This is a genomic window from Corallococcus sp. CA054B (assembly GCF_003611625.1).
Taxonomy (GTDB): domain Bacteria; phylum Myxococcota; class Myxococcia; order Myxococcales; family Myxococcaceae; genus Corallococcus; species Corallococcus coralloides.
This window is the reverse complement of sequence record NZ_RAVY01000430.1, coordinates 1-511: the sequence shown is the minus strand read 5'-3', so window position 1 is coordinate 511 and position 511 is coordinate 1. Positions and strand designations below refer to the sequence as shown.

General features: G+C 81.2%; 1 pseudogene. It reads right to left on the bottom strand.

Annotated features, from left to right (window positions below):
- A pseudogene (locus D7V80_RS41180) lies at positions 1–511 on the bottom strand (FrgA protein); the annotation flags it as partial.

Below are 511 nucleotides of genomic sequence, written 5' to 3'. Positions count from 1 at the left end.
GTGGGGGACGTGCCCTGCGCGCTCTGGACGGTGGTGCCCGGTCGAGCGGGGCCCTGTGCCGGCTGCGCGGCCGGGGGCGTGCCCTGGGGGCCCTGACCGGGGGTGCCCGGTCGAGCACCCTGGCCGCCAAAGCCCTGGGTCGCGGGACCCTGAGTGCCCGCGCCCTGCGCGGTGGTGCCAGGTCCGCCGAAGCCCTGCGTCGCGGAGATGCCCTGCGCGGTGCCCGGGCCTCCGAAGCCCTGCGTCGCGGGACCCTGCTGCGCGGGGGTGGCGGGACGGCCCGCGGCCTGCGGCGGCGTGGCGAACGCACCGGGCGCGGCGGGGCGACCACCCTGGGCGGAGCCCTGCGGCGCGGCGGCGGACGTGCCGGCCGGACCCACGGGCATCAGCACGGGCACGGGCTGCGGCGGCGGTAGAGGACGCTCTCCCGGCGGGTAGAGCGTCGGCGGCGTGGCGTTGCCCGACGCGCCCCGGTTCGGAGCCTGCGCGGGAGGCGCGGTGCGCGCGGGCG